Genomic DNA, 19480 nt, shown 5'->3' on the forward strand with positions numbered 1-19480 from the left:
TGGCAATTATCGAAGGAGACAGCGACGATGCGTGCGGTGAGCGCGGTCGAAACGACCACCACCACCCATCCCTGGGCGATCCACGCCGAAGGCCTCCAGGTCCGGGCCGGCCGGTACCTCGCCGTCAACGGCCTCGACCTGGCCCTGCCCACCGGCGTGCACGGGCTGCTCGGCCCCAACGGCGCGGGCAAGACCACGCTGATGCGCGCACTGGCGACCGTCGTGCCCCCGGCCGGTGGCCGGTTGACGCTGCTGGGGCACCCCGTCGACGGCCGCTCCGAGCTGCGGGCGGTCCGCCGTGCCCTGGGCTACCTGCCGCAGCACTTCGGCTACTACCCCCGGTTCACCGTGCGGGAGTTCGTCGCCTACCTGGCCTGGCTCAAGGAGATGCCCAAGGCGGGCGTCGCCGCAGCGGTGCAACGGGCCATCGACCGGGTCGGGCTCACCGCCAAGGCCGACGCCCGGATGAAGACCCTCTCCGGCGGCATGCTGCGCCGGGCCGGCATCGCCCAGGCCATCGTCAACGACCCACGGCTCCTGCTGCTCGACGAGCCGACCGTCGGCCTCGACCCGGAACAACGGCTCGACTTCCGGGAACTGCTGCGCGACCTCGGCAGCGACACCTGCGTGCTGGTCTCCACCCACCTGGTGGAGGACGTGGTGGCCGCCTGCACCGACGTCGTCCTGGTCAACGAGGGCCGCCTGGTGTGGCGGGGCACCCCCGAGGTGCTCGCTGCGCAGGGCGACGCCGGCCACGCCGGTGACAGCCCGGCCGAGCGGGGCTACTCCGCGCTGCTGCGTCAGCACCGCGCCGAGGCCACCCGATGAGCGGGCGAACCGTCGACGTGCACACCGCCGCCGCCGGGCGGCCCGAGGGGAAGCGGGGTGCCCGCGTGGGCGTCACGGGGATCGAACTACGCCGCTCCGCCGCGCTCGGCGCCGCGCTGATGACGGTGGTGGTCGGGGTGGGGGCGCTGTACGTGGCGACCGGCCGCTGGTCGACCGGCTGGATGGCGCTGGCCCTGACCATCCGGGAGTACCTGCTCCTGCTGTGGCCGCTCGCCCTCGCGGCCGGAGCCTGGCAGGGACGCCGGGAACACCGGGCGAAGGTCGGTGAACTGTTCGCCACCACGGCCCGGCCCCGCACCGCCCGGATGCTGCCGGTGCTCGGCACGATGGCCCTCACCCTCACGGTCGCCTACCTGCTGGTGACCGTGGCGGGCATCGCCTGGATCGTCACCACCGCCTCGTACGTGCCGCTGCTGAGCTTCGTCGTCGTCACCGCGGTCGGCGCGCTGTCGCTGGTCGCCGCAGCGTGGCTGGGGCTGGGCATCGGGCGGCTGCTCCCGGCCCTGGTGACCGCCCCGGCGCTGGCGGTGGGCGGGGTGCTGCTGGTCTTCTTCGCCACCATCTCGCCCCCGGAACGGGTGGCTGCGGCGATCTCCCCGGCACACGGCTCCGGCGGGTTCCACGACTACCAGACGATCGACAACCGGGTCAGCGGTGCGCTGACGATCTCGATGATCACGCTCGCCGTCACCGGGCTGCTGTTGTTCGTCGCCGACGGTTGGCGGGTCCGGGTGATGGCGGTGCTCCCGGTGCTGCTCGGGGTCGCGGTGGCGACGGCGATCCTCCCCACCGACCGGGACGTGCTCACCTGGCCGGTCGACCCGGTCGCCAGGGAACTGGTGTGCACCAAGGACACCCCGACGGTGTGCGTCAGCCGGGTCCACGCCACCGTGCTCGACACGATCACCCCGCCGGCCCGGGAGGGCCTCGCGGCACTGGCGAAACTGCCGGGCGCGCCGACCGCCGTGCACGAGGACACCCACACGATCGGGTACCGCCGGGAGCAGCCGACCGTCCCGGACGGGGTCGTCACGGTCGAGGTCCGGATCGACAAGCGGGGCCGGCTCGCCCACCCCGACGTCGTGTTCCTGGAGGTCGTCAGAGGGTTGGGCGTCCCGTACGACGGCGACTGCCGCAACCGCAACGAGACCGTCGAACGGGCGGCGGCGTACTGGCTCATGGGCCGTGAGCCGCGCTCGGACGTCGGGCTGGTCCCCGGCATGATCGAGGAGGACCCGGCGATCACCACCGGGGCGAGGACCCTGTGGCAGGGCCTGCGGGCACTGCCCGAGGCGGAGGCGGTGGCCCGGGTCACGGCCGTCCGCGACGCCCTGCTGGCCTGCCGGGACCCCGAGGGGCTGCTGTCCGGGAGCACCAGGTGACCGGGATGCTGCTCTACCTGCGCTCCCGGCGCGTACCCCTGGCCCTGGCCGCGGCGGTCGGCGGCGCGGCGGTGATCTGGGTGCTGCACCTGACCTTCGCCGAGGACCGGGACGCCACCCCGCTGGTGGTCGTGCTGACCGTCCTGCTGATGGTCGCGGCGCTCGCCCCCACCCTCGCCGGCCCGGACGCGAACCTGGACCGGACGGCGTCACTGCGCTGGCCCTGGCGACGCGGCGGGCACGTGCTCGCCGGCCTGGTGATCGTCGTCGCGGTGCTGCTGGCCACGCTGCACACCGCAGCCCGGTTCGGGCCGGCCGCGCTGGTGGCCCGCGACGCCGCCGGGCTGCTCGGCCTGACCGCGCTGTGCACGAGCGTGGTCGGCGCCGCCCGGTCCTGGTTCCTGCCGGTGGGCTGGACCACCATCGCGGCCCTCTACCCGCAGGGCGGCGTCTGGGGAGCGGTCGCCACCTGGCAGGGCCAGCCGGCCGACAGCCGGGCCGCCACGGTGACGGCGGTGACGTTCGCCCTCGCCGGGCTGGTCGCCTACGCCTTCGGCGGCCCGGCCCGCACGGAGCCGTCGGAGTAGCGGCCCCGGCGGCGGGCGGGAACCGCTCCCGGGACCGACCGGGGGACGGCCGGCCGGATGGTCGGGCGTCGCCCGGGTCAGCGCGACGACGCGGTGGCGGTGCAGGCCGGCGGGAGGTGGAACCAGCGCAGCGCCTCCACGCCGGCCGGTAGGCCGGTGGGCCCCTCGTCGACCTGGTCCCGGCGATCGGCCAGGATCGACCGCGCCTCGTGCAGGTAGCCGGTCAGGGCGTCCTCCCCGGCCCGCCGCCGGGGCGTCGGCTGTTCCCCGCCGGCCAGCAGGCGGGCCAGGTCGGCCAGGCGCAACGACCGCCCCGGGCCCCGGTGGTGCTGCCACAGGCCGGTACGGGCGTCGAAGCGGTAGTCGGCCAGCAGCCGGTGCCCCTGCCGGGCGACCAGGTCGACGGCGTCGATCAGATAGTCGGCGACCCGCTCGGAGAGGAAGTAGCCGAAGGTGATCCGGGTCCAGCCGGGCTTGATCCCCTCCCACCCCCGGGCGATCTCCACCCGGAACGCGCGGGAACGTTCCTCGTCGATACCGAGTAGCCGGTGCCCGTACGGGCCCGCGCAGGAGCACCCGCCGCGCGCCTGGATGCCGAACAGGTCGTTGAGCAGCGCCACGACGAAGTTGTGGTGCAGATGGCGGGCACCGTGGCGGATCTGCACCGACACGATGGGCAGCCGCCGCGCCCGGGTGTTGCCCAGCACCACGATCCCCGGGTTCGTCGACCAGCGGCGCAGCGCCCGCGACCACAGCCGTTCCTCCCGGTCGGCGATGACGTCGGTGCCGACGGACTGCTTGAGGGCGAACACCAGGCCCGCCCGGATCGACTCGACGATCGCCGGCGTGCCACCCTCCTCGCGGGCCACCGGATCGTCGAGGTACCGGTGCCCGACCGGGTCGACGAACGCCACGGTGCCGCCCCCGGGGACCACCGGAACCCGGTTGCGCAGCACGTCCCGCCGCACCACCAGCACGCCCGGGGTCTGCGGGCCGCCGACGAACTTGTGCGGGGACAGGAAGACCGCGTCCTTGCCGTCCCCGACGCCCGGCGACGACTCGCCCATCCGGATCGGCACGTACGGGCCGGCGGCGGCGTAGTCCCAGCACGAGAGCGCCCCGTGGGCGTGCAGCAACGCCGCGATCGCGTCGGTGTCGGACAGGATGCCGGTGACGTTGGAGGCGGCGGAGAAACTGCCGATCCGCAGCGGGCGGTCCGCGTACCGGGCCAGCCGCTCGGCCAGCTCGGCCCGGTCGATGTGCCCGTCGGCGTCCGCGCCGATGACGACCACGTCGGCGTACGTCTCCCGCCACGGCAGCTCGTTGGAGTGGTGCTCGTAGGGGCCCACGAAGACCACCGGGCGCTGCTGCGGTGCGATGCCGTCCAGCAGGCCGTGGCGGCGCGCCGGCCCGGCGGGCAGCCGCAGTTCGAGGACGCCCACCAGCTTGTCGACCGCCGCCGTGGCCCCCGCCCCACAGAAGATCACCGCGTGCTCGTCGCTGCCCCCGACGGCGTCGAGGATCGTCCGTCGGGCGTCCTCCCGCAGCCGCCCCGTCACCCGGCCGGTGGCGGAACTCTCGGTGTGGGTGTTGGCGTAGCGGGGGAGGACCCAGTCCCGGACGGTGTCCTCCACGAAGTCCAGCGCCCGACCGGAGGCGGTGTAGTCGGCGTAGGTGATCCGGCGTGGCCCGTACGGGCCTTCCAGCACCTCTCCCTCGCCGATCAGCCCGTCGCGGATCCGCGCCAGCAGCCGCTCTGTGTCCACCGTACCCATGTCGCGCTGCCTCCCCACCGCGGTGGCGACGGGGCGGGTCGACGGGTGTCGGCGAGCGTCGGTTCCCCGACCGCCGTCCACAGTGTGCCCGACCGGCCGGCCCCGCCGCTCGCCGCGTCCGCCTGGTGCCCGCGCCCGCGCGGGTGCGACGATCTCCACCGGCCCTGCCGACGATCCCGAGGAGAGCGCGATGGCGACCGGTGCCGAGCTGGACGACTGCCGGCGGGTCGCCGAGGAGGCCGCCCGCCTCGGCGGCCGGGAACTGCTGCGACGCTTCGGCGACCACGGCCGCGTCGACTACAAGACCACCCCCACCGACCTGGTCAGCGAGGCGGACCGGGCCAGCGAGACGCGCATCGTCGAGCTGCTGCGCGCCCGCCGCCCCGGCGACGGCATCCTCGCCGAGGAGGGCAGCGACCACGTCGGCGACTCCGGACTGCGCTGGGTGCTCGACCCCCTCGACGGCACCGTCAACTACGTCTCCGGGATACCGTTCTGGTGCGTCAGTGTCGCCTGCGAGCAGCAGACCCGACACGGGTGGCGGCCCGTCGTCGGGGTGGTCCACGACCCGGTCCACGACGAGACGTTCTGCGGCGTCCGGGGCGGCGGTGCGGTCCTCAACGGCACCCCGCTGACCCGGCGTGCCGGCATCCCGCTCGGCGAGGTCGTCCTCGCCGCCGGCTACGCCTACGACGTCGACCACCGCCGGGTGCAGGCGGCCGTGGTCACCGACCTGGCCGCCGACGTGCGCGGGGTACGGATGCTGGGCTCGACGGCGCTGGCGCTGGCCTGGATCGCGGCGGGCCGGTGCGACGCCTACGTCGAGGACCGCACGTTCCGTTGGGACTGGGCGGCCGGTCAGGTGATCGCCGTCGAGGCCGGCGTCGCGGTCGAGGTGAGCGGCAGCCGGGTGCTGGCCGCCCCGCCGGAGCTGATCGACGGTCTGCGTCCCCGGGTCGCGGCGCTGGGCTGACCCGCACCGGCGGCGGTGCCGGGGCGGGACGTCAACCAGCGCGTCAACCGGCGCCGAGGCAGACGAACGCCGCCGCCGTGGCTGCGGCGGTGCTGTCGCCGGAGGCGACGAAGTCCCGCTGGGCGTCGGCGAGGGCCTGCGCCGGGCGCAGCCCCGCCCGCATCCGTCGGTGCAGGTCCAGCATCAGCGCCGTGGTGGGGTCGGCGGGCACCGGCAGCACGGTGGCGACCAGGCAGCGGGTGCCCAGGCCGAGCAGCACGGCGGTGAAGCCCATCACCTCGTCGCCGGGGCGGACCCCGGTCAACCCCGAGTCGCAGGCGGACAGCACCACACAGCCGGGCGGCCGGGCGACCCGCTCCCACTCGTAGGCGAACAGCGGGCCGTCGGCCAGCTCCAGGGTGGAGAACTGCGGATTGTCGGCGCGGAAGGTGCCGTGGGCGGCGATGTGGACCAGGCCGGCCCCGTCCAATGCTGCGGTCAACGCGTCGGCGGTGGCGTCCGCGCCGGTGAGCAGGGTCGCCCCCGGCAGCACCTGCGCGAGCCGGGCCACCTCCGCCTGCCCCGCCGGCAGGCGCGGCCCGCAGGCCAGCACCGACGGCCCGGTCGGGTCTTCCCCGCCGTCCGCCCGCAGCCAGGCCGTGGCCGACGGGGCGACGGTCACGGCACGCCCGGCGCAGGTCGGCAGACCCGACCACGGCACCGCGTGCAGGGCCCCGACCGGCACGATCACCAGGGGGCGGTCGCCGAGGTGCCGGCGCAGCGGATCGAAGAGCTGCCGGTCCAGCGCGGCGGCGGCGTGCCCGGCCCCGGCCCGTGCGGTCGCCGTGTCGCCGGTGGTGACCAGCCGGCGCAGGGCGAACCGGTGCCACCGGGTCAGGTGCACCGCCTCGGCGAGCGGCCCGAGGTCGTGCAGGCTGGCCCGGCCGTCGCGGACCAGCACCGCGCGCAGCCGGTCGCCGTGGGCGACCAGCTCGACCAGCACCCGGGAGCCGAGCCGCCCGGCGAGCACGCCCACACCGGGCGGGTCCACCACACCGGTCCCCCCGGGCACCCGGCGGGCCAGGTCCCGGATGCGCTGTTCCAGCCGCGCCTGCCGACCACGCAGGGCGTGGGCCGGCCGACCCGCCAGCACCTCGTCCTCCAGCAGACTGCTGACCAGCCTGAGCTCGGTGAGCGCCGCGAACAGGTCCGGATCGTCAGGGGGCAGCGCCGGACGCATCCGCAGGGTGTTGGCCCGCCAGCGTTCGGCCCAGGCCAGGGTCCGGGCCGGGGCGCCGGCCCGCACCGCGATGTCGAGCCCCTCGGCGGCCAGTTCCCGACCGTACGTGCCGCTGTGCGCGCGTAGCTCCGTGGCGCCGAGCGACGTGCGGTGCCGGTCCAGCACCGCCAGCCCCCGTCGCAGCGCCCGGGCCGCCCCGGCGTCGTCACCGGTGAGCCGACGCGAGCGGGCCAGCGCGTACCAGCCCTGGGCGCGGCGGGATGCGGTGCCCCGACGGCGGGCCTGCGCGGCCATGTCGAGCAGGGTCACGGCGTGGTCGACGCGACCCGAGGCGGCGGCCAGCAGGCCGGCTTCGAGGCGGGTGGTCAGCGCCGGCCCCGGCCAGCCGGTGGCGTCGAGTTCGTCGGCCGTCCGCACCATCGCGGTGAGCAGGGCCGCCGTCCGGGTGCCCCGGCGGAACTCCGCGCGCAGCTCGACGTGCCGGGCGAAGGCGGCCCAGGTGCGCCGGCCCTGACGCCGGAACCTGACCCGGGCCTGCGCGGCGGCGGCGGTCGCGGTGTCCAGGTCGTCGGCGAGCAGCGCGGCCCGGGCCTGGGCGAGCAGCGCCTCGGCGAGGTCCGAGGCCATGCCCCGGCGGTGCAGCTCCCGGACCGCTGCGGCGGCCACCTCGACCGCCTCGTCGAGCAGCGGCACCGACAGCAGCAGCTCGAACCGGTCCAGCAGCAGCGCCGGACGCGGGACGGCGAGCCGCCGGTACTCCTCGTCGACGTCGGCGAAACAGCGCAGCGCCACGGCGATCTCGCCGCGTTGCCCGGCGGCGATGCCGCTGTTCCACCTGGCGTCGGCCGCGGCGAGATCGAGCCCGAGCCGGTGGAAGACCGCCGCCGCCCGGGACAGGTCGTCGCCGGTGCCACCGGAGGAGCCCCGGTGTGCGTTGAGCAGGCCACGGTTGTTGCGGGCGCGGGCCTCCAACAGCGGATCGTTCTCGCGTTGGGCGATGTCGATGGCGATGCCGTAGTCGCGTACCGCCTCGGCGTAGCGCCCGCGGTAGTGCAGCACCACCCCCCGCTGCATCCGGGCCCGGCCGGCGTCGGCACCGGCGAGCTGGGGCAGCGCGGCGGTCACCGCCCGCAGCGCAGCCGCCGTACGGCCGGCGTTGGCCAGCACGTACCCGAGGCTCATCCGGGCCAGCGCCCGGGTCCGGGGGGTGCCGGACACCCGTACCGCCCGGCGCAGGTGGCGCAGCGCACCGGGCAGGTCGTTGAGCTCGCGCAGGGCCAGCCCGATGGCCCGCTCGGCGGTGGAGCGCTCGTCGTCGTCGGCGGTCTGGCTCGCGAGCACCCGCTGGGCGATGCTGATCGCCTCGGGTGGGAATCGCTGGACGGCGTCGAGTGCCGCCTGGGCCGCCGCGGCACCGCAAACGGTGCTGTCGGGCATGCCCTAGAGAGTCCACGACGAACAGCCGTGAGTCAACGCCGGGAATCCATCGCGGGAATGTCGTCAATGGGTGTCCTGCTCGGTTGCCCCTAATTGACAATCGGCGATGGTCCGGAATAATTGGCGGTCGGGGAATTCGCCGAGCTCACCATCGGTGGGCGCGCTTCTTTCACGAGCATGGAGGATCCGTGCCGCCGTCTGACCACCCCACCGTGCCTGGTCCGGGCGGCCAGCTGTCCCGACGGCGGATCCTGGCGCTGTCCGCGCTGGCCGTGGCGACGCCGTTCGGTGTCGTGCCGCGTCCGGCCCCCGCCTCGGCCGGCGACGCCGATGCCACCGCCTACCAGAAGGCGTTCGAGGCCGCGCTGGCCGCCGACCAGAACGTACGCCGGTACACCGTCCCCGGCCGGGAGATCCTCTACCGTCCCCGGCAACTGCTCGCCGCCGCCGCCGACGCCAACCGGGTCGCCACCTGGCTGCGCGCCCACGATTATCCGGTCACCGTAGGCGCCGGATTCGCCGGTGTCACCCGGCTGCTGTTCGACCGGGAGACCGACATCCCCGGTGTCGTGCGAAAACTGCGCGACCCCCAGCAGTGGCCCGGCCAACAGGTGCCCGCGGTGCAGCCCCACCACGTGTTGCTCGGGCTGGGCAACATCATGGGAAACCCGGGCACGCCGCCCAGCGCCGCCGCGGCGCTGCCGCCTCCCGACCCGAGCCGGCTCGGTGAGGGCGCCGGCGTCACCGTCGGCATCTGTGACACCGGGATCTGGCAGCAGGCCGGCGTCTGCCACCCGCAGTGGCTCGGCGGCGCGTACCTGCCGCAACTCGACGACGAGGACCCGCTCTACGTCAGCACCGACGTGCTGGCCACGCAGGGCGGGCACGGCACCTTCGTCGCGGGCGTGGTCCGGCAGGCCGCCCCGGGGGTACGCGTCGACCCGGAACTGGCCCTGGACCCGAACGGGGTGGGTGACGAGTCGACGGTGGTGGCCGCCCTGAGCCGGCTCGCGCCGCAGGTCACCGTGTTCAACCTCTCGCTCGGCGGCTACACCCTGGACGATCAGCCGTCGCTGCCACTGGCCAACGCGCTGGCGGCGTTGCCGGCGACGAGCGCTGTGGTCGCCGCGGCCGGCAACGCCGGGACCAGTCGTCCGCTCTGGCCCGCCGCCCTGGACCGGGTGCTGGCGGTCGCGGCGGTCACCCAGACGTCGGGCGGCCCGGTGCCGGCGGCCGACAGCTGCTACGGGCGCTGGGTGGACGCCTGCGCCGTCGGCGAGCGGCACAGCACCTACGTCGAGGGGAAGCTTCCGCTGCCCGGCAGGCCGGTACGGCAGTTCCACGGGTTCGCCATCTGGGCCGGCACCTCGTTCGCCACCGCACACGTCTCCGGGCGGCTCGCCGCCCTGATGACCGCCGGTGGCCTCAGCGCGGAGGCGGCCCGCGCGAGCCTGCTCGCCGCCCCCCGCTGGCACCCCGACTACGGGGTGCTCGTCGGATGAGCCGGGTCGACGCCCCGGGCGGTGACCCGGTGACAGGTGCCAGCGCGACCGGTCTGCTGTCCGCCGCCGCCGGTGGGGACGAGTCGGCCTGGGCCGAGCTGGTCCGCCGGTACACCCCGGTCGTGTACGCGGTCATCCGCGCCTACGACCTCAGCCGCTCCGACGCGGCCGACGTCAACCAGACCGTCTGGCTGCGCCTGGTGGAGCAGCTGGATCGGGTACGCGATCCCGAGGCGCTCCCGGGCTGGCTGGCCACCACGACCCGCCGCGAGTGCTACCGGCTATCCCGGCTGAGCCGCCGGTCCCACCCCGTCGACCCGTACGACCAGACCCTGGAGAACCAGCACGGGTTCTCCCGGGAACTGGCCGCGATGACGCCCGCTCCGGACGACGAGTTGCTGCGCGCGGAGCGTCGACAGGCGTTGCGGGAGGGGTTCGTGCAGCTTCCGTCGCGCTGCCAGGCGTTGCTGTCGCTGCTGACGGCCGACCCGCCGGTGAGCTACCGGGAGGTCGCCGAGCGGCTGGGCGTGCCGGTCGGCAGCATCGGGCCCACCCAGGCACGATGCCTGCGTAGGCTGCGGGAGTGCCCGGCGATCGTCGAGTTTCTCGGAGCTTCCACCATCGGCACGAAACGGGGGTGAACCGGATGGAGCCGTGGCCGCCGGCGGATGACGAGGCGCTGACGACGGAGCTGGGCGCGGCCCTGTGGGACACCGGGCCGGTCTCGGAGGCGTACCTCAGCGCGGCTCTGGCCGCGTTCACCTGGCGTACCGCCGACGCGGAGCTGGCCGTCGCCGAGCTGACGTTCGACTCGGCCGTCGACGCCGAGCTGGCCGGCATGACCCGTTCCGCGGCGTCGGCGCGGACGCTGTCCTTCCGTGCCGGGTCGGTGCTGGTGGAGATCGAGGTGAGCGACGCCGGGATCGTCGGGCAGCTCTCCCCGTCCGGTGGCGGCCGGGTCAGTGCCCGCACGGCCGCCGGCACCTACGACGAGGCGTCGGTGGACGCCGTGGGTTTCTTCTCGTTGGGCGTTCCACCGCCGGGCCCGGTGCAGTTGTGCGCGCGTACCGTCGGCTACGCGGTATCCACCGCCTGGGTCTGTCTGCGCTGACCGTCGCATCCGGTGGGTGGTGCGTGACCTGCCCGACCGTCGCATCCGGTGCCCGGTCGCGGCCTGCGACGACGGTGGGGCGCGGGCCGACCGGCCCGCGCCCCCGTCCTCAGGTGGCGGCGGCGTTACTCCCGCTGCTCACCGGCCAGCAGGTACTGCACTCCGCCGAGGTCGGCGCGCGCGGTGCCGTCGGCGTCGGGCCCGAACTGGGTCACGTTGAGCGCGGTCTCCTTGGTCAGCGTGGTGTCGGCCGAGAAGGCCAGCGAGAACTCGATGCGCTCACCGGGCTTCAACAGCAGTCCGCTGATGCTGGCCCGCCCCGGATCGACGATCTCCAACTCGGTCTTGCCGACCTGGCGGACTCCCGTGCCGACCTTGCCGGTGGCCTGCCAGCGCTCGAACAGGGTCGGGCCGAGGTCGACGAAGACCCGGGCGCCCTGGGCCTGCTCCGCCGGCTGGGTGAAGACCAGGTCGTTCTTGGTCTCCACGGTGGTCACGTTGCCGATGGCGAACGGCCGGACGACCCGGGGCCCGCCCGAGACGACTCGGACCGAGTCGACGTTGCGCCAGGCGATGTTGTTGTTGTACTGGGTGTTGACGCTGGTGCTCGGGCCCTCGAAGGTCATCGGGTCGGTGGGCGAGACCCAGCGCGCCAGCAGGCAGAAGTGGCCCGGTCCGGGCACCCCGGTCCACGGGATCGTCACCGTGGTGACGCCCGCGAAGACGGGCACGCTGACCGCGCCGATCTGGGTCCAGTGTGTCGGCCAGGTGGCGCCGCCGCCCGGGGTCGTCCGGTAGATGCGCAGCACGCCGTTGTCGGTGCCCGAGCCGTACGGCCCGGCGTTGCGCAGCTTCACGAAGAGGTAGTTGGTGACCCCGACCCTCGGGTTCTGGCTGACGGAGCACTCCACGGCCGTCGGACAGACCTTGATGTCGGGGCTGGCCCACAGCGGGCTGTACGAGTGCGGCTGGTAGCCGGTGTCGGCGGTGACGTCCTTCATGTAGACGTCGGTACGGGCCGCGGCGGCGGCCTTGCCCTGCGGTGCCTCGCCGGGTGCCGCGGCTGCGGCGGTGACCGCCAGCAGCCCGGCCAGCGCCGCGCCCGTGAGGACGGCCAGCGTCGAGCGACGGACGCGTTTTCCTACCTTGCCCATGACAGGTTTTCTCCCATCGGCGGGGGACGCCGAGTGCGGCGTGTTGCGGTGCCGTATCGACGCGATGACGTTGTTGAAGAGCCGTAAACGTGCCGGGAAATACCGTGGCGGGGCCGGTCGTCAGATGACGCCAGGACCGGCGAATAAGACAGTCGTCGATGTCTGCCCGGCACATGATCGAAGTAAGTCGATTAGTGTGGTGTTCGCGAGGTGCACCGACACCCGGTGTCGGCGGGCATCCCCGCTCCGCCGCGCAGCCGTGCGCCGTCCCCGGAGGAACCACCGCCACCATGAGACCGAAGAGCAGCCTTTCCGCCGCCGCCGCCGCGGCGGCCGTGACGCTGGCCGTCGCCCTGGGTGGTGTCAGCGCGCCCACCGCGGCCGCGGCCGGCACGACCCCACCCGCCAGCAGCGCCGGGTCGGGCGGTGCCGTGCCGGGCAGCCCGCCGCCCAGTAGTGCCGTGCCGGGCAGCCCGCCGCCCAGCGGGGTCGCCTGCACCGTCAGGTACTCGGCCTACACCTGGGACACCTACCTGACGAGCAGCATCACCGTCACCAACACCGGCGTCACCACGATCACCTCCTGGCGGCTGACGTTCCCGCTGCCCACCGGGCAACGCATCACCACCGGCTGGAACGCGGTGTACTCGCCGTCGAGTGGCACCGTCACGGCCCGTGGCCACGACGACCACGTCACCATCGGGCCGGGCGGGGCGATCGCCATCGGGTACGTGGCCGACCACACCGGTGACACCGGCAGCCCGTCCTCGTTCACCCTCAACGGGACGCCCTGCGCGCTCGGCTGAGCCTGCGGTCAGGCGGGCGGGTCGACCCGCAGGTCTCAGTGAGCCGACGGGGGCCAGCGGTACCTGCGCCACGCGTGCCAGGTCGGGAATCCCGCCGGGGGAGCATCGATGGGTTCACTGCCGTCGAGTTCCCCCGGCGTGGGGACGTCGAGGCGGGTGGCCCACTCGGCGAGTTCCTCATCCGCCATGGGCCAGGTGGTGTGCGGTGCGTCGGCCTGACGTCGGTCCCGCCGTCTGCGCTGCTCGGCCGGGGTGAGGGTGAAGTAGTGCAACTCCACCCGCGCGCCGAGGTCCGCTGCGGCCTGGCGCAGGGCGGAACGTTCGTCGCGGCTCCACAGGCCGTAGTCGATTACCACGTTGGTGCCGAGTTCGAGAGCGCGCAGTCCGATCCCGATGAGCCGCCCCTCGATGACGGCCCCCGCCAGGGAAGGGTTCCCGGGCCCGTAGAGCGCCTTCACCCACTCGTCCTTCGTCAGGCGGAGGGCGTTCCGCTCGACCTCGATCCGCCGCGCCGCCGTGGTTTTCCCGGTGCAGGGGAGTCCCACGGTCAGGAACAGTGTCGGTTGCCCCATCGTCACCTCCTGGCTGGCCGCCCTAGCATCGTCCACCTGTGTGCATGCCGCTCGCGATTTCAAGCGAAGGGCCCCGCCGCTGTCAGTCGACGTACTCGTCTTCGAGGGTGGGGATGACCGGCGACAGAAGCTGGTCGGCGTGTGCGGTGACGGCGCCCCGGACCAGCCGGTGTACCCGGAAGGTCAGTTCGTGCCCGGGGTCCTCGTCGTCGTGGACGTACAGCAACCCGTAGGACCCCGGGGCCAGGTGACCGATCCTGGTGAACAGCTCGATGACGTCGGCGTCCCGGCCGCCCCGATGGTTGCGGAACCCGCCGAGATGGACGTGGTGTGCGCCGTTGACCGGGCGGAGATCCACCAGTCCGGGACCGGTGTACCCGTTGATCAGATCCTGGATCTCGTCGAGGCGTAGGGGCGGGTCGTCGTCGACCGCTTCGGCTGTCGAGCGGAGGGTGATCCATCCGTGGTACTCGAACATGGCAGGAGTGTAGGACCGGCTGGTCAGGCCGCCGCGTCATCATCGGAGGCAGCGGTGCGGCGCAGTTCGCGCAGGACGCCGTGGCGGCGCAGGGCCCAGGCGAGGCGGGGAACGCTCGGGTGCCTGACGAACAGCACGGCGGCGCGGCGGACCAGGCCGACCCGGTCGGCGTCCACCTGGTTCTCGACCACCTGCCAGACCAGTTCGCGCACCCGGGCGTCGTCCAGCACCGCGCGTACCTCACGCCGCACCCGGGGGTCCTCGGCCGCCGCGGTGACGGCGGCAGCCAGACCCGGCCGGTCGGCACGCGGGGGCACCACCGCCGCGAGGAGCGGCCGGCGTACCTCGTCGCGTTCCAGCAGCAGCAACACCGCTTCCCGGATCTCGGTGGTGTCCAGGCTGGACCGCAGCAGCCGCAGCAGGCTGCGTTCCACCTCGCGGTCGTGGTCCGGGACGGAGAGCGCGGCCAGCAGCAGCGCCACCTCGTCGAGGTCGATGACGTGGCGCACCCCGTCGCGGAACTCCGGCAGGCCCCAGGCCGCCTGCAAGGCCGTCACGAGATCGCGGTTCACGGCCCTCCGCTACCCGCAACGGGCAACGGGTGAAACCCCGGGGCGGGCCGGTTCGCCTCGTCGAAACGCAGCGCCGTCGCGACGGGCTCAGGCCGCCGCCTGCCGGGGGCAGATCATCGGGTGCAGCAGCCGGGACAGCTCGTCGACGTCGGTGACGGGTCGTGCGAAGCTCACCCTCGCCCGTCGGACCGCGCCGGGCCGACCGTACGCGACCGTCAGGCCGTACCTGTCGATCCGGACCACCCGGGGCGACTCGGTCCCGGGCAGCTGCAACCGCCGGCGCAGGTGGGCCGCGACCTGCTCGCCGTGGTGGTCGGCGAGGTCGGCCAGCAGGTCCGCCTCGGCCGCGTGCAGCGGGTCGGGCTCGGCCTGCGCGTACTCCTGCGGGTCGATCGGGCGCGTCGCGCCGGCACGTTCCCAGCGGGCCTCGGTCACCGCGAACCGGTGCAGCCGCAACCGGCTGCCCACGTCGAGCAGGTCGCCAGTCGGCCGGGTGGCGGCGAAGTCCATCGCGGCCTGTCGTGCCGCGTCGCCGTCGAGGCGTTCGGCCCAGCCGGAGACCCAGGTCCGGCCGAGCGAGGGGGCGTCGGCGGTGGGCGGCAGGTCGAGCACGTCGAGGACGGTGGCGACGTCGGTGTCCCCGGCCGGTGGGGTGAGCGCCGTGGCGAGGTCGCCGGACGTCGGCACCAGCAGCAGCACCCGGCCCTGCGGGTCGGTGGCGTGCCGGACCTGCTGCGGGCCGGTGCTGCCGGCCAGGTGGGCGAGGGCGGGCAGCCGGCCCGCGACGAGGGTACGCACGATCTCCGCCGGGCTGGGTCGCATGATCCCGATCTCCTCAATGTAGGTTAGCCTTACCTAACTCGCAGGCTAGACCATGTGATCGGAGACGTCGAACGTGAACCACCCCCGCCCCAAGGCCCGGCTCTCCCGTGCTCTCGGCATCCCGCTGACCCGCAAGTGCGTGCGCTACTTCGAGCGGCGTCCCTACCCGCCGGGCGTGCACGGCCGCAACCGGCGCAAGACCTCCGACTACCAGGTACGGCTGCTGGAGAAGCAGCGGCTGCGCCACCAGTACAACGTCAGCGAGGCCCAGCTGCGCCGGACGTTCGACGAGGCCGTCCGGGGGGTCGGGAAGACCGGCGAGTCGCTGGTCGCCCTCCTGGAACGGAGACTCGACGCGGTGGTGCTGAGGGCGGGGCTGGCCCGCAGCATCTACCAGGCACGTCAGCTGGTCGGGCACGGCCACTTCACGGTGGACGGACGCAAGGTCGACCGGCCCTCGTACCGGCTGCGGCCCGGCCAGGTGGTCGCGGTACGCGAGCGCAGCCGGGCCCTGCCGCCGTTCCAGCTCGCCGCCGCCGGCGCGCACGCCGACGACCGCCCCCGCCCGTACCTGTCGGTGGAGCTGACCGGGCTGCGCGTCACCCTGGTGCGCGAGCCCGTCCGGCACGAGGTCCCGGTGATCTGCGACGAGCAGCTGGTGGTGGAGTTCTACTCCCGCTGAACGGTCAGCGGCGGCCCGGTCCACCGCGCCTGCCCCTGGTGCGGCACCGGCGGGCCGCCGCCGACCACCCCGGACCCCGGCGCGTCACCGCCCCGGGCCGGCGTGTCGTCGGCCCGGGCGGTCCACGCCGCCCACAGCCGGGCATAGCTGCCGCCCGCCCCGACCAGCTCGGCGTGCGGGCCGCGCTCGACGATCTCGCCCTGGTCCATCACGACGATCTGGTCCGCCGTCACGGCCTGGGTGAGGCGGTGGGCGACGACCAGGGCGGTGCGTCCCGCCAACGCCGCGGCGGCGGCCTGTTCGAGATCGCGCGCACCCGCGCTGCCGGCCTCGGCGGTCGCCTCGTCGAGCACCACGACCGCCGGGTCGAGCAGCACCACCCGGGCGAGCGCCAACTGCTGCGCCTGCGCCGGGGTCAGCGGATGGCCGCCCTCGCCGACCACGGTGTCCAGCCGGTCGGGAAGGGCGAGCACCCAGGACAGGGCGTCGACGCGGGCCAGGGCGGCGGTGAGCTCGTCCGGTGACGCCTGCGGCCGGGCCAGCAGCAGGTCCGCACCGAGCGGGCCGGCGAACACGTGGGTCTCCTGACTGACCAGGGCGATCGTCCGGGCGGGCAGCTCGGCGACGGGAACGCCGCCCAGGCCGGCCACACCGTGCCCGGGTCGCAGGACCCCGGCGGCGATCGACGCGACGGTGGTCTTCCCGGCGCCGGTGGAGCCGACCAGCGCCACCACCCGCCCCGCCCCGACCCGCAGGGACACGTCACGCAGCACCGGCGTGGCCCCGTCGTAGCTGAAGCCGACGTCGGTCAGGACGAGGTCGTGCGTCGACGGCGCGGTGCCGCCCGCCCGACGGTCCGGGTCGGTGCCGAGCACCCCGACGAGGCGGGCCAGGCTGGCCCCCGCGTCCTGGGCCTTGTCGAAGGTGACCATCAGTTGCAGGACCGGGCCGAACAGCCGGTGTAGCAGCAACGCTGCCGCCGACACCTCGCCGAGGGTGACGGCCTCCCGGCGGATGAGCAGGAACCCCACCACCAGCACCGCGCCCAGCCCGGCCAGCTCCGCCCCGTGGATCCGGCCCACGAACCGGGTGTAGAGGGCGAACACGCTCGTCGAGATGTCCCGGGCGCGGGCCGAGACCTCCGTGATGTCGGCGAGGTGCCGGTCCTCCAACCGGTAGGCGTGCACCGTACGGATGCCCTGCACGCTCTCGACGAAGCGTTGCGAGCGCTGCGCGATGGCGACCCGCTCGGCCGCGTAGGCCGGCGCGGCCCGGGGGAGGTACCACCGCGCACCGAGCACGTAGAGCGGGACGGCGACCGCGCCGGCCAGCCCGAGCCGCCAGTCGATGCCGATCATCGTGGCGAGGCTGATCGCCGCCAGCAACAGGGCCGAGACCAGGGTGGGCAGGACCTCGGTGACGGCCCGGTCGATGGCGCCGACGTCCGCGCCGACCCGCGAGACCAGGTCGCCCCGGCCCGCCCGGTCGAGCACCGTCACGGGCAGCCGCAGCGCGACGTCCAGGGTGCGTTCGCGCAGGTCGGCGAGGATGTGCGCGCCCAACCGGCGGATCAGGTGGGCGCTCACGCCGGTGGCCGCACCACCGACGACCGCGGCGGTCACGATGAGCACGGCGACCGGGACGAGCGCCCCGGTGCCGCCACCGGCGCGGACCCGGTCGACCAGCAGGCCGAAGGCGTAGGCGGGCACGATCGCGGTGGCGGCGGCGAGCAGCCCGACGACCAGCGTGCCGACGGCGGCACCCCGGCGGGCCCGCAGCTGTGCGCCGAGCCACGCCCTGCTCTCGCGCGGGCCGGCCACGGGCAGGATCGGGGACGTCACCGCAGTACCGCCCGGCGGTAGCTGTCGTGGTGGGTGACGAGGTCGGTGTGCGTGCCCTCGGCGGCGACGACGCCGTCGGCGACGAACACGACCCGGTCGGTGGCGGCGAGCAACGTCGGACTGCCGGTGATGACGACGGTGCCGTAACCGCCGTCCGCCCCGTGCCGCAGCGTCCGGATGCCGTCGGCGACGGCCTGCTCGGTGACCGCGTCGACGGCGGTGGTCGGGTCGTGCAGGACCAGCAGCGGCGCTCCGGCGAGCAACGCGCGGGCGAGCGCGACACGTTGCCGCTGGCCGCCGGAGAGGTTCGCGCCGCGTTCGGTGACCGGCATGTGCAGACCCTCCGGGTGCAGGTGTGCCACCTCGTCGGCGGCAGCGGCGCGTAGGGCCTGGTCGAGCCGTCCGGCGTCGTCGTCGTGCTGCCCGGCGTCGTCGCGCAGGGCGATGTTCGTGGCGAGGGTGCCGGTGAACAGGTCGGTGCGGTGCGGCTCGCTGTGCAGCAGGTGGCGCGCCCGGCCCCGGTCCACGGTCTCCAGCCGTTCGCCGCCGAGCAGGACGTCACCCGTGTGTCCGGCGGGCACCGCCAGCAGCCGCGCCAGGGCCTCGGCGTCCGCCGGCCGGGGCGCGACCACGCCGACGAACTCCCCGGGGCGGACGTGCAGGTGCAGGCCGGCGAGCGGGCCGTACGTCACGTCGGTCAGGCGTAGTTCGCACCCGGTGGCCGCCGGCGCGGCGGTGCCCGGCGGCAGGACCACGTCGGCCCGTAGGACGGCGGCGACCCGGTCCGCCGCCGCGCGGGCGGCGGCCGTCCAGCTGGGCACGACCGCGAGCACGCCGAACGGTTCGACGAGGAACTGTGCGGAGCCGATCACCGTGATGAACTGGCCGACGGTGATCCGGCCGGTCAGTGCGAACCAGCCCGCCATCAGCGCGACGCCCCCGGTCAGCAGGCTGCTCAGCATGGTGGACGCGCCCAGGTAGGCGTTCTGGGTCCGGGAGGCGCGCAGCGTGGCCGCCAGGCTGTGCCGGCTCACCAGGCGGTACCGCCGCGCCCCGGCGTCCTGCGCGCCGATGCCGTGTAGCGGGCGCAGCCCGGTGACCAGGTCCGTGGCGAGCGCGGTGGCCCGGCCGGCCTGGTCCTGCTGGTCCTTGACGCGTCTGGCGATCAGCGGGGCGGTGCGGGTGAGGATCGCCAGCACGGCCGGGACGGCGATCAGCACGGTCAGCCCGAGCGGCGTCGAGATCAGCAGCAGCGCGACCGCGCTGAGCGTGACCGCCACCAGCGCGCTGGTGATCCGGGGGATGTGGTCGAGCAGGTAGGAGGTGTACTCGGCGTCGGTGGTGGTGACCGCGAGCAGGTCGCCGGTGTGCCGTTCGGTCCGCAGCACCCGTGGGTCCAGGATCCGCGCCGCGAGCTCGACCCGCAGCTGGTGACCCTCCGCGGCGATGGCCCGTTGCAGGCGTCGTGCGCCGAAGCGGTAGGTCACCGCCAGGACGAGATAGACCGCCGCCAGGACGGCGATCCAGACGAGCAGCGCGGTCGCCTCTCCGGTGGCGACGCCCCGGTCGACGATGACGCCGATGAGGATCGGCACCAGGGCCGCGCAGAGCTGGTAGACGCCGGCCAGTGCCGTGCCGGTCCAGAGGTGCCACCCGTTGCGGGCGACCGCCCGGCGCAGGACCGCGGCACCGGTACTGACCTTGCTCACTACGTAGAA

18 protein-coding genes are annotated in these 19480 nt (G+C 74.5%); 9 read left to right on the forward strand and 9 right to left on the reverse strand.

Annotation, left to right across the window (positions count from 1 at the left end):
• Positions 1-27: 27 nt before the first annotated feature.
• Genes JQN84_RS24625 through JQN84_RS24635 form a run of 3 tightly spaced genes read left to right on the forward strand, consistent with a single transcriptional unit; the run spans position 28 to position 2818 of the window.
• Complete coding sequence (locus tag JQN84_RS24625) at positions 28-828, forward strand: ABC transporter ATP-binding protein (RefSeq protein ID WP_204960931.1); 801 nt, start codon at positions 28-30, stop codon at positions 826-828.
• The gene (locus JQN84_RS24630; protein WP_239486097.1) at positions 825-2231 is read left to right on the forward strand and encodes a hypothetical protein; all 1407 of its coding nucleotides are present in this window, start codon (positions 825-827) and stop codon (positions 2229-2231) included. The genes JQN84_RS24625 and JQN84_RS24630 overlap by 4 nt, the downstream gene beginning before the upstream one ends.
• 5 nt (positions 2232-2236) lie before the next feature.
• Positions 2237-2818 carry a hypothetical protein gene (locus tag JQN84_RS24635; RefSeq protein ID WP_239486146.1) on the forward strand — a complete coding sequence of 194 codons (582 nt, stop codon included), beginning with the start codon at positions 2237-2239 and terminating at the stop codon, positions 2816-2818.
• A gap of 77 nt (positions 2819-2895) precedes the next feature.
• Here the strand turns inward: JQN84_RS24635 and JQN84_RS24640 are convergent, their stop codons facing one another.
• Positions 2896-4593 (reverse strand): aminotransferase class V-fold PLP-dependent enzyme, encoded by a 1698-nt coding sequence (locus JQN84_RS24640; RefSeq protein WP_204960933.1) that lies wholly within the window; start codon positions 4591-4593, stop codon positions 2896-2898.
• Positions 4594-4783: 190 nt separating this feature from the next.
• Between JQN84_RS24640 and JQN84_RS24645 the strand changes: the two genes are divergently transcribed.
• Positions 4784-5566: an inositol monophosphatase family protein gene (locus tag JQN84_RS24645; RefSeq protein ID WP_204960934.1), complete on the forward strand. Its 783-nt coding sequence runs from the start codon at positions 4784-4786 to the stop codon at positions 5564-5566.
• Between the two features lie 43 nt (positions 5567-5609).
• Here JQN84_RS24645 and JQN84_RS24650 read toward each other — a convergent pair whose 3' ends face one another.
• The gene (locus tag JQN84_RS24650) at positions 5610-8222 is read right to left on the reverse strand and encodes a CHAT domain-containing protein (RefSeq protein WP_204960935.1); all 2613 of its coding nucleotides are present in this window, start codon (positions 8220-8222) and stop codon (positions 5610-5612) included.
• 188 nt (positions 8223-8410) lie between these two features.
• Here JQN84_RS24650 and JQN84_RS24655 point away from each other — a divergent pair, with 188 nt between their 5' ends.
• Genes JQN84_RS24655 through JQN84_RS24665 form a run of 3 tightly spaced genes read left to right on the forward strand, consistent with a single transcriptional unit; the run spans position 8411 to position 10835 of the window.
• Positions 8411-9724, forward strand: coding sequence for a S8/S53 family peptidase (locus tag JQN84_RS24655; RefSeq protein WP_281898456.1), 1314 nt, complete (start codon positions 8411-8413; stop codon positions 9722-9724).
• Positions 9721-10365 carry an RNA polymerase sigma factor gene (locus tag JQN84_RS24660; protein ID WP_239486098.1) on the forward strand — a complete coding sequence of 215 codons (645 nt, stop codon included), beginning with the start codon at positions 9721-9723 and terminating at the stop codon, positions 10363-10365. Before JQN84_RS24655 ends, JQN84_RS24660 begins: the two co-directional genes overlap by 4 nt.
• Positions 10366-10370: 5 nt before the next feature.
• Positions 10371-10835, forward strand: coding sequence for a hypothetical protein (locus JQN84_RS24665; protein WP_204960936.1), 465 nt, complete (start codon positions 10371-10373; stop codon positions 10833-10835).
• Positions 10836-10960: 125 nt separating this feature from the next.
• On the opposite strand, the gene JQN84_RS24670 is transcribed toward JQN84_RS24665, so the two are convergent.
• The gene (locus JQN84_RS24670; RefSeq protein WP_204960937.1) at positions 10961-11989 is read right to left on the reverse strand and encodes a hypothetical protein; all 1029 of its coding nucleotides are present in this window, start codon (positions 11987-11989) and stop codon (positions 10961-10963) included.
• Positions 11990-12279: 290 nt separating this feature from the next.
• Between JQN84_RS24670 and JQN84_RS24675 the strand changes: the two genes are divergently transcribed.
• Positions 12280-12795 (forward strand): cellulose binding domain-containing protein, encoded by a 516-nt coding sequence (locus JQN84_RS24675; RefSeq protein ID WP_204960938.1) that lies wholly within the window; start codon positions 12280-12282, stop codon positions 12793-12795.
• A gap of 35 nt (positions 12796-12830) precedes the next feature.
• Here the strand turns inward: JQN84_RS24675 and JQN84_RS24680 are convergent, their stop codons facing one another.
• From JQN84_RS24680 to JQN84_RS24695, 4 genes are all read right to left on the reverse strand, one after another.
• Positions 12831-13367, reverse strand: a complete 537-nt coding sequence (locus tag JQN84_RS24680) for a P-loop nucleotide/nucleoside kinase family protein (protein ID WP_204960939.1) — start codon at positions 13365-13367, stop codon at positions 12831-12833.
• Between the two features lie 82 nt (positions 13368-13449).
• The gene (locus JQN84_RS24685) at positions 13450-13845 is read right to left on the reverse strand and encodes an Imm7 family immunity protein (RefSeq protein WP_204960940.1); all 396 of its coding nucleotides are present in this window, start codon (positions 13843-13845) and stop codon (positions 13450-13452) included.
• Between the two features lie 23 nt (positions 13846-13868).
• Complete coding sequence (locus JQN84_RS24690) at positions 13869-14417, reverse strand: hypothetical protein (protein WP_204960941.1); 549 nt, start codon at positions 14415-14417, stop codon at positions 13869-13871.
• An 87-nt stretch (positions 14418-14504) separates the two neighbouring features.
• Positions 14505-15239 carry a DUF2470 domain-containing protein gene (locus tag JQN84_RS24695; RefSeq protein ID WP_204960942.1) on the reverse strand — a complete coding sequence of 245 codons (735 nt, stop codon included), beginning with the start codon at positions 15237-15239 and terminating at the stop codon, positions 14505-14507.
• 73 nt (positions 15240-15312) lie between these two features.
• On the opposite strand from JQN84_RS24695, the gene rpsD reads away from it, so the two are divergent.
• Positions 15313-15921 carry a 30S ribosomal protein S4 gene (gene rpsD, locus JQN84_RS24700; RefSeq protein WP_204960943.1) on the forward strand — a complete coding sequence of 203 codons (609 nt, stop codon included), beginning with the start codon at positions 15313-15315 and terminating at the stop codon, positions 15919-15921.
• On the opposite strand, the gene JQN84_RS24705 is transcribed toward rpsD, so the two are convergent.
• Positions 15909-17762 carry an ABC transporter ATP-binding protein gene (locus JQN84_RS24705; protein ID WP_204960944.1) on the reverse strand — a complete coding sequence of 618 codons (1854 nt, stop codon included), beginning with the start codon at positions 17760-17762 and terminating at the stop codon, positions 15909-15911. The genes rpsD and JQN84_RS24705 overlap by 13 nt on opposite strands.
• Positions 17759-19471, reverse strand: coding sequence for an ABC transporter transmembrane domain-containing protein (locus JQN84_RS24710; RefSeq protein WP_204960945.1), 1713 nt, complete (start codon positions 19469-19471; stop codon positions 17759-17761). Before JQN84_RS24710 ends, JQN84_RS24705 begins: the two co-directional genes overlap by 4 nt.
• Positions 19472-19480: the final 9 nt, after the last annotated feature.

The organism is Micromonospora humidisoli (genome assembly GCF_016900955.1).
Lineage (GTDB): Bacteria > Actinomycetota > Actinomycetes > Mycobacteriales > Micromonosporaceae > Micromonospora > Micromonospora wenchangensis.

Excerpts from the sequence above, each read along its gene's own strand:
- JQN84_RS24625 (WP_204960931.1), top strand. The coding sequence starts at position 28 with ATGCGTGCGGTGAGCGCGGTCGAAACGACCACCACCACCCATCCCTGG.
- JQN84_RS24630 (WP_239486097.1), top strand. The coding sequence starts at position 825 with ATGAGCGGGCGAACCGTCGACGTGCACACCGCCGCCGCCGGGCGGCCC.
- JQN84_RS24635 (WP_239486146.1), top strand. The coding sequence starts at position 2,237 with ATGCTGCTCTACCTGCGCTCCCGGCGCGTACCCCTGGCCCTGGCCGCG.
- JQN84_RS24640 (WP_204960933.1), bottom strand. The coding sequence starts at position 4,593 with ATGGGTACGGTGGACACAGAGCGGCTGCTGGCGCGGATCCGCGACGGG.
- JQN84_RS24645 (WP_204960934.1), top strand. The coding sequence starts at position 4,784 with ATGGCGACCGGTGCCGAGCTGGACGACTGCCGGCGGGTCGCCGAGGAG.
- JQN84_RS24650 (WP_204960935.1), bottom strand. The coding sequence starts at position 8,222 with ATGCCCGACAGCACCGTTTGCGGTGCCGCGGCGGCCCAGGCGGCACTC.
- JQN84_RS24660 (WP_239486098.1), top strand. The coding sequence starts at position 9,721 with ATGAGCCGGGTCGACGCCCCGGGCGGTGACCCGGTGACAGGTGCCAGC.
- JQN84_RS24665 (WP_204960936.1), top strand. The coding sequence starts at position 10,371 with ATGGAGCCGTGGCCGCCGGCGGATGACGAGGCGCTGACGACGGAGCTG.
- JQN84_RS24670 (WP_204960937.1), bottom strand. The coding sequence starts at position 11,989 with ATGGGCAAGGTAGGAAAACGCGTCCGTCGCTCGACGCTGGCCGTCCTC.
- JQN84_RS24675 (WP_204960938.1), top strand. The coding sequence starts at position 12,280 with ATGAGACCGAAGAGCAGCCTTTCCGCCGCCGCCGCCGCGGCGGCCGTG.
- JQN84_RS24680 (WP_204960939.1), bottom strand. The coding sequence starts at position 13,367 with ATGGGGCAACCGACACTGTTCCTGACCGTGGGACTCCCCTGCACCGGG.
- JQN84_RS24685 (WP_204960940.1), bottom strand. The coding sequence starts at position 13,845 with ATGTTCGAGTACCACGGATGGATCACCCTCCGCTCGACAGCCGAAGCG.
- JQN84_RS24695 (WP_204960942.1), bottom strand. The coding sequence starts at position 15,239 with ATGCGACCCAGCCCGGCGGAGATCGTGCGTACCCTCGTCGCGGGCCGG.